8 protein-coding genes are annotated in these 7,833 nt (G+C 69.7%); 5 read left to right on the top strand and 3 right to left on the bottom strand.

Going from position 1 to position 7,833, the window contains the following annotated elements:
* Nucleotides 1-15: 15 nt before the first annotated feature.
* On the bottom strand, nt 16-183 hold the full coding sequence (locus tag M3E84_RS12110) for a hypothetical protein (RefSeq protein ID WP_259896504.1): 168 nt from the start codon (nt 181-183) through the stop codon (nt 16-18).
* A 142-nt stretch (nt 184-325) separates the two neighbouring features.
* Here M3E84_RS12110 and M3E84_RS12105 point away from each other — a divergent pair, with 142 nt between their 5' ends.
* The gene (locus tag M3E84_RS12105; RefSeq protein WP_259896503.1) at nt 326-2,545 is read left to right on the top strand and encodes a catalase; all 2,220 of its coding nucleotides are present in this window, start codon (nt 326-328) and stop codon (nt 2,543-2,545) included.
* 110 nt (nt 2,546-2,655) lie between these two features.
* Here M3E84_RS12105 and M3E84_RS12100 read toward each other — a convergent pair whose 3' ends face one another.
* Entirely contained in the window at nt 2,656-3,771 is a 1,116-nt protein-coding gene (locus M3E84_RS12100; protein WP_259896502.1) for a tyrosine-type recombinase/integrase, read from the bottom strand.
* 927 nt (nt 3,772-4,698) lie between these two features.
* On the opposite strand from M3E84_RS12100, the gene M3E84_RS12095 reads away from it, so the two are divergent.
* Nucleotides 4,699-4,944: a hypothetical protein gene (locus M3E84_RS12095; protein ID WP_259896501.1), complete on the top strand. Its 246-nt coding sequence runs from the start codon at nt 4,699-4,701 to the stop codon at nt 4,942-4,944.
* A gap of 10 nt (nt 4,945-4,954) precedes the next feature.
* Here M3E84_RS12095 and M3E84_RS12090 read toward each other — a convergent pair whose 3' ends face one another.
* Nucleotides 4,955-5,386 carry a hypothetical protein gene (locus M3E84_RS12090; RefSeq protein WP_259896500.1) on the bottom strand — a complete coding sequence of 144 codons (432 nt, stop codon included), beginning with the start codon at nt 5,384-5,386 and terminating at the stop codon, nt 4,955-4,957.
* Between the two features lie 198 nt (nt 5,387-5,584).
* Here M3E84_RS12090 and M3E84_RS12085 point away from each other — a divergent pair, with 198 nt between their 5' ends.
* The 3 genes from M3E84_RS12085 to M3E84_RS12075 all read left to right on the top strand — a co-directional run bounded on the left by M3E84_RS12085 (nt 5,585) and on the right by M3E84_RS12075 (nt 7,827).
* Nucleotides 5,585-6,073, top strand: a complete 489-nt coding sequence (locus M3E84_RS12085) for an NfeD family protein (protein WP_259896499.1) — start codon at nt 5,585-5,587, stop codon at nt 6,071-6,073.
* A gap of 58 nt (nt 6,074-6,131) precedes the next feature.
* Nucleotides 6,132-7,331: an SPFH domain-containing protein gene (locus M3E84_RS12080; protein WP_259896498.1), complete on the top strand. Its 1,200-nt coding sequence runs from the start codon at nt 6,132-6,134 to the stop codon at nt 7,329-7,331.
* Nucleotides 7,332-7,491: 160 nt separating this feature from the next.
* Nucleotides 7,492-7,827 (top strand): RNA polymerase-binding protein RbpA, encoded by a 336-nt coding sequence (locus tag M3E84_RS12075; protein ID WP_259896497.1) that lies wholly within the window; start codon nt 7,492-7,494, stop codon nt 7,825-7,827.
* Nucleotides 7,828-7,833: the final 6 nt, after the last annotated feature.

Here is a 7,833-nt window from a genome sequence, read left to right as displayed (position 1 = left end):
GGCCTCCCGGGCGGATCAAGCCGGGACGACGGCCTGGGTGCGGATCAGGTGGTCCCATGCCGAGGGCCCGGCGCCGGCGCCCTGGGCGATCACGATCTGCTTGAAGGGGATCGCGGTGCAATCCCCGGCCGCGAAGACGCCCGGGATGGACCGCAGGCGGAGTCCATGCGACACGGGGGTCATGTGACGCACCTCACCCACAGCTCCGGATTCCCTGGCAATCCAGTCAGCCTCCTTACTTTTCAGGCTGCGCACGGATAGACAGGAGGCGGGCCGGCGGCCGACAGCCCCGACCGGCACAGCGACGACGTCAGGAGGATCCGCCATGTCAGATCACCGCCCCGAGCTTCCTCAGGTGCCAGGGGTCCCTGGCTCCGAACCGGCATCCGCGCAGGAGCCCGTCCAGCCGCGCAGCCCGCTGCCGCCCAAGCCCGATCAGTCCGCCCCGCAGACTCGCACGGCCACCGGAGAGCAGACCGGCGCTCCCGAGGGCGCCCGAGCCCAGCAGGGCGAGTTCCTCACCACCGCGCACGGGACCCGCCTGAGCACCTCCGAGGACTCCCTGAGGGCGGGGCGCCGCGGACCGGCGCTCCTGCAGGACCATCACTTCCGCGAGAAGGTCTCGCACTTCGATCACGAGCGCATCCCCGAGCGGGTGGTCCATGCTCGCGGTGCCGGTGCCCACGGCGTCTTCGAGTCCTACGGGACGGCCTCCCGCCTGTCCAGCGCAGGGGTGTTCGCCGAGGGGAAGCAGACTCCCGTCTTCGTGCGGTTCTCCACCGTGCTCGGCTCACGCGGCTCGGGGGATCTGGCCCGCGACACCCGCGGATTCGCCACGAAGTTCTACACCGACGAGGGCACCTGGGACCTGGTGGGAAACAACATCCCGGTGTTCTTCATCCAGGATCCGATCAAGTTCCCCGATGTCATCCACGCGGCCAAGCCCCAGCCGGATCGGGAGATCCCGCAGGCGCAGTCCGCCCACGACACCTTCTGGGACTTCGTCTCCCTCCATACGGAGGCGCAGCATCACACGATCTGGAACATGGCCGACCGCGGCATCCCGCGCTCCCTGCGGATGATGGAGGGCTTCGGGGTCCACACGTTCCGCCTCGTGGCCGCCGATGGCTCCACCTCGCTCGTGAAGTTCCACTGGAAGCCCAGGCTGGGCGTGCACTCCGTGCTATGGGAGGAGGCGCAGCTGATCAACGGCGCCGATCCCGACATGCACCGACGCGACCTGGCCGATGCGATCGAGGCCGGCGCACATCCGCAGTGGGAGCTGGGCGTCCAGGTCTTCCCGGACACCGAGGACGAGACCTTCCAGGGGATCGACCTGCTGGACCCCACCAAGCTCGTGCCGGAGGAGCTTGCCCCCGTCGAGGCGGTCGGGCTGATGACGCTCACGGCCAATCCCTCGAACTACTTCGCCGAGACGGAGCAGGTCGCCTTCAACCCGAACAACCTGGTCCCAGGCATCGATGTGACGAACGACCCGCTCCTGCAGGGGCGGCTGTTCTCCTATCTGGACACGCAGATCACACGGCTGGGCGGGCCGAACTGGACCCAACTGCCGATCAACCGCCCGCATGCCCCGGTCAACGACATGCTGCGCGACGGCATGCACCAGTCCGCCGTGCACTCCGGGGTCGCGCCCTACCGCCCGAATTCGCTGGACGGGGGCAATCCGTTCGAGACGCCCGACTCGCAGCGGCCGTTCATCGACGTGGCGCAGCCGATCGAGGAATCGGTCAAGGAGCGTCGCCGCCCGCAGTCCTTCGAGGATCACTTCAGTCAGGCCCGGATGTTCTGGCTCTCGCTCAGCGAGATCGAGCGCGAGCACACCGCGCAGGGGTACATGTTCGAGCTCGGCAAGTGCTGGGATGAGAACGTGCGCATCCGCCAGCTGCAGCATCTCTCGGCGATCGATGCGCAGCTGGGCCGCACGGTGGCCGAGGGCCTCGGCCTGCCGGAGCAGGAGCCCACGACGGCGCCCGCCCAGGACGTCCAGCCATCCCCGGCGCTGTCGCAGCTGGGGAGGACCTGGCCGGTCGACGGGCGCCAGATCGGCATCCTGGTCGGGAGCCGCGTGGACGGCGACTCCCTGGCGCAGGTGATCCGCGAGATCGACGGCGCCGGCATGGTGCCGCTGGTGATCGCCCCCACCGGAGGCGCCGCAGCCGGGGATGTGGTCGCCCAGCGCACGCTGCTCACAGCCCGCTCGGTCGAATTCGATGCGGTTCTGGTGGCTTCGGACCCCCTGCCCGGACCCGATGCCGCCCAGGGCCTGGACGCCAAGGCCGCTGCGCCCAGCACCCAGGAGGTGGATCCGCGTGCGAGTCTGCTCCTGCAGGAGGTCTGGCGCCAGGCCAAACCCATGGGCGCGTGGGGCACCGGCATCGACACCCTGGGGGCCCTGGGCCTGGCCGACGGCGCCGGTGTGACCGTGGCGCAGACGCCCCAGGGCGTGCTCACCGGCGTGAAGGAGGCGCTGACGCGCCATCGCGTATGGGACCGCTTCCCGACCACCGGCAGGCTGGCCTGAGTCCTCCGGGCACCGGCACGTGCGAGCCATGAGCGGCTGCACTCGCATCTCGCACGCGCCCCCGTCGACGGCGGCCCCGGCCCCTCACGGCGATCGGGGCCGCCGGTCCGTCAGGGCCGCAGCGGGTGGGCGTCGATCGCGGCCGAGAGCTCTCCGGGCAGCTCATCCAGGTAGCGGCTCGTGGTGGACACGGAGCTGTGCCCGAGCAGCCGGGCGACGACCTTGACGTCCCAGCCGTCGGCGAGCATCAGCGTGGCCGCGGTGTGGCGCAGCCCGTGGGGGACCACGCCGCGGGCCAGGCGCGGCTCGGCGGCTCGGGTGCGCTGCACGGCGCGCTCGAGCAGGCGCTCGATATCGCGCACGGACAGGCGGCGCCCGGTGGCCGAGAGCAGCAGCGGCGCAGGCGCCTCCGGACCCAGGCGGGCTCGATACGACGAGATCAGCTCGTCGATCCAGGCCGCGATCGGGACCACCCGCGTGCTGCGGCCCTTCCCGTAGACCGTCACCCGAGCCGGACCCGCCGGACCGGCAGGCGAGTGGTGATCCGCATCCAGCCGCACGATCTCCCCGGCGCGCAGCCCGACGACCATCATGAGCCCCAGGGCGATGGCGTCCCGGTCCCAGTGCCGGTTCGACTCCCGAGTGCCTGGACCGTGGCGCAGCAGGGCCTGGGCCTCCTCGATGTCCAGGGAGGTCCGCTCGACGCGCAGGGGATCCTCGCCCTGGGGTATCAGCTCGGAGGCGGCCATGGGGGAGACGGTGGCCCAGGACTGCTCCGTGCAGTACGCGAAGAACCGCGACAGGGAGCGTCGCATCCGCAGGGTCGAGCCGGCCGACTTGGCCTCCCGCGCGGTGGCGGCCATCCGACGGCGGATATCCCCGCTCTGCTCGCCGAGCCCCGGCTTGCGCCGGTGATCCGCGGTGCCGGCGAACAGCAGCAGGGCCTCGTCCACGTCCTGGCCGGTGACGGATTCCGCGGTGTGCTCGCTCGCGCGGGGGAGCAGCTCCAGGAAGCGCTCGAGGTCCACGCGGTAGTTCTTGGCCGTGGCTGCCGACAGCGACTGCACGCGCGCCCGTCGCTCCACCGAGGCGAGGAAGTGCGCGACGGCCTCCTGCAGGGGGATCTCGACGGGCGGGGGAGGCAGAGCCATGGCGGCGGAGTCCTTCGGGTCGGCGACGACGGGCGGGTCGCCGAGCCCGGGCGAGTCGATCAGCGGATCGATCACTCGATCGGCGACTCGAACATACTATCGAAAAGCGCGACGGAAGAATGGGCCTGCGGGGGAGCGGCGGGCATCTCCCAGGAATCTTCGAGAATAGATGCCGGGGGAGTCGGCGGTGCAGGTCTATCGAATGCTGACGAGCACCAGGATGGCCTCCGCCATCTCGTGTCGTTCTATTTGTCTACTACGACACGGAATCGACGCGGGCGAGTTACTGCGACAGCAGATATTCCACCGCATGCCCCTCAGGCCAGGGGCGACAGGGATCTGTCGACCGTCAGAAGAATAGCTCAGAAGAGCTCCGGGTGGAATCTGCCAGAAACCCTCATGGGACGGGTCGCGCGTCGCGGCGGAGGAATACGGGATTTCGCCCGGGCATATCGAGGACCACGCGGAGGGTGATCACGAAGGCCACGCGAATCCGTCACGACCATTGCACTGCGGCAGCCCGCATGGAATGCCGTCTGCCGCCTGGGACGACACAGCTGGCGGTGAGCACTCGCGGCAAGTCGGGAGCATGGAGCGACACAGGCGCCAGCGCAGACAGATCGTCGAGGCCAGATTGCAGGGCGGAGCCGAGACCGCCCGGCGGCGTCGAGCACCGCGCGGAGAGATCCGGCGTGAGGCGGCCCGCAGCGAGGTCGTCGCCCCGTGCCGTCGCATGCCGGCGCCCCGCGCACAAGCCGTGCACTCCGAGGCGCGCCTCGAGCGAATGCCCATCGCCTGCGAGGGAGGGGCCATCCGGTCGGCGCCGAACCCTCCGCTCAGCCTGACTTTACATAATGTAGATTATCGGCGCATGTGCCGCTTAGGGCGGCCCATGCGGCGGGACGGGAGTTTCCGCGGCGTTCGGACTACGGTGGAGTCGGTCCGACGGGCGCGAACGCCTCGGATCAAGCCACTGATCTGCGGAGAGGCCGTACACCGACCATGAGCAAGGAAATCGAGTTCCTGAAGGGCGTCGACAAGCTGCACGCCTTCTACACGGAGAACGTGCGCATGCTCGCGCACGCCTACGACCTCGAGGACGAGGAAGCCGCCCAGCTGCTCGGGCGCTACGACTACCGCAACGTCTCCCGCAGCATCCTGCGGCCGCCGCGCGTGGACCCGCTCGGGCAGATCATCGGCGACGAGTCCCAGCAGTCCAACTCGGATCAGGACTCCGAGGACTCCTGAGTCCGCGGCCTCAGCGGATCGCCGGCAGCGACTCGGGCGCTGCTGAGGTGCGCACCTGGGCATCGTTCGCGCCGCCGAGCACGAACTCGCGCTGGTGATCCGCCGGGACGGACGCGGCCAGCGCGCGCACCTGGGCCCGTCGTCGTGCCGAGCAGCGAGAATCCGTGCGCAGATCCACCAGGATCACCGAGGCGTCGTGCTCGGACTCCAGGGCCCGACGCCACTGCTGAGCCTCATCTGCCGCCGTGCCGCGGATGCGGTGATCCGCCTCCCCCGTGCACAGCAGCACGCGTCGGCCGCCCAGCTCCGGGGTCGGCTTCATCAGATGCGCCATCAGCGCCGGCATGTTGGCCTGCAGCGCCGACAGCGTGAGCAGACCCGCGGCCGCGCCGGTCACACCGGCACCCACGGCCGAGGCGGCGATCGAGGCGAAAGGTCTCATGGTCACTCCTGTGCGGGCGTTCGGCGGAATCCCCAGATCCTAAACGGGTGAACGCGAGATGAACAGAGGGTGACGCCGCTCCCCTGTCGAATGCCCTGATCTCAGGTGGTCCACGACACGCGCCCGGATCATCGCATTCTCGAATGCGAATACTGACAGGATGGAGCTGCCGGAGCACCGACGACGGAAGGCAGCCCGATGCTCGACATGCTCGCCGACAGCGCCTGGATCGTCTGGCTGATCCTGGCCGCCGTGCTGATCGTCATCGAGATCCTGAGCCTCGATCTGACCTTCCTGATGCTCGGGATCGGAGCCCTGGCTGCCGCCGGGGCCTCCGGGCTCGGGGCGGGCGGAGGCATCATCGTCCAGGTCCTCGTCTTCGTCGCCGTCTCCCTGCTGCTGCTCTTCCTGGTGCGGCCGCGCCTGCTGGCCCGGATGCACCGCGGCCCGGGACGCGAGGGCCTCTCCAACGCCGACCGCCTCCCGGGTTCGCAGTGCACCGTCCTGGAGCCCGTCACCGCGGTCACCGGCCTGGTGCGGCTCCACGGCGATGTCTGGAGCGCCCGCAGCGAATCCGGCGAGATCGGGCAGGCGGAGACGGCCTACGTGCACCGGGTCGACGGCGCCACCGTGATCGTGGCCCGCAGCGCCCCTGACCTCGAGGACCCGCCGATCCACGGCGCCTGAGGCGCTGTCCCACGAACCACCCCGTCCCAGAACGAACGAACCCCACGAGGAGAGCTCCATGCCCATCGCAGTCATCCTGCTGCTGCTGGTGCTGGTCGTGGTCGCCGTCGTGATCCTGCTGAAGGCTGTGCGGATCATCCCGCAGGCCCGCGCGGGCATCGTCGAGCGACTCGGCAAGTACCAGTCCACCCTGTCCCCCGGCCTGCACATCCTGGTCCCGTTCATCGACAGGCTGCTGCCCCTGATCGATCTGCGCGAGCAGGTCGTGTCCTTCCCCGCGCAGTCGGTGATCACCGAGGACAACCTCGTGGTCGGCATCGACACCGTCGTCTACTTCCAGGTCACCGACCCCCGGGCGGCGACCTATGAGATCACCAACTACATCCACGCGGTCGACGAGCTCACCTCGGCCACGCTGCGCAACGTGGTCGGCGGCCTGAACCTCGAGGAGACCCTGACCTCCCGCGACAAGATCAACGCGGAGCTGCGCGGGGTGCTCGACTCCACGACCGGGCGCTGGGGCCTGCGGGTCTCGCGCGTGGACATCAAGGAGATCACTCCCCCGGCCTCCATCCAGGACTCGATGGAGAAGCAGATGCGCGCCGAGCGCGACCGTCGTGCGGCCATCCTCACGGCCGAGGGCGAGAAGCAGTCCCAGATCCTCACCGCTGAGGGCCAGCGCCAGGCCTCCGTGCTCTCGGCAGAGGGCGATGCTAAGGCTGCGATCCTGCGCGCCGACGGCGAGGCCCAGGCCATCCAGAAGGTCTTCGACTCGATCCACCGCGCCAAGCCCACGCAGAAGCTGCTGGCGTACCAGTACATCCAGACCCTGCCCAAGGTCGCCGAGGGCTCCGCGAACAAGGTGTGGATGATCCCCGCCGAGCTCGGCGACGCCCTGCGCGGCGTGGGCGAGTTCCTAGGCCGCCCCGACGCAGGACCGGACTGGGGCGAGGTCATGGAGGACGAGGACGAGCAGGAGGCCGAGGCCCGCCGCCGCGCCAAGGAGGACGAGGGCCTGGTCAAGGTCACCGACGAGGACCTCAACCCCTCCAAGCGCTTCGCCGCACCCGATGACTACGAGGTCCCCGAGCCCGAGTCCATCGACCCGAACGCCCCGGTCGACCTCAACGCGCAGCTGCCCGGTGACGACCCTCGCGCAGGTGCCCAGGAGTCCCGCCAGGCAGGCGCCCCGCAGCGCCGGGATCAGCCGTTCGATCAGCAGGGCCAGCAGCACCGTCCGCAAGGCCCGCAGCGCTGATCCCTGCCCTGACGCCCCCGGACGCGGAAGATACACGCGCCGAGGGCACGTCGGCAGCACCGGCACCGCGATGGTTCGGGAATAGACTCGGGCGTCGCGGTGCTCTGCCTTCCAGCAGAGGTCTTCCCACCGACAACCCCACCGACAGGAGAAACATCCGATGAGCGATCGCAGCCTTCGCGGCATGCGCCTCGGTTCGCAGTCCATGGAGTCGGAGGCCGGCGTCGAGCCCGCCTCGCGTCAGCGCGTGGAGTACCGCACCCCCGAGGGCGAGTCGGTCTTCGTGACCTTCGCCATGGAGGCGGAGGTCCCGCCGGTCTGGTACACCAAGACCGGCCAGGAGGCCATCATCGTCGACGGCGAGAAGCCGGAGAACCCCAATGAGAAGCACCAGCGCACCCACTGGGACATGCTGATGGAGCGGCGCAGCACGGAGGAGCTCGAGGAGATCCTCCAGCAGCGCATCGAGCACTACCGCGAGCTGCACGCCCTCTGAGGCACC

This window comes from Kocuria sp. p3-SID1428 (assembly GCF_025149945.1).
GTDB lineage: Bacteria > Actinomycetota > Actinomycetes > Actinomycetales > Micrococcaceae > Kocuria.
Note: the sequence above shows the minus strand (reverse complement) of the source record. Positions and strands in the feature narration are given on the sequence as shown.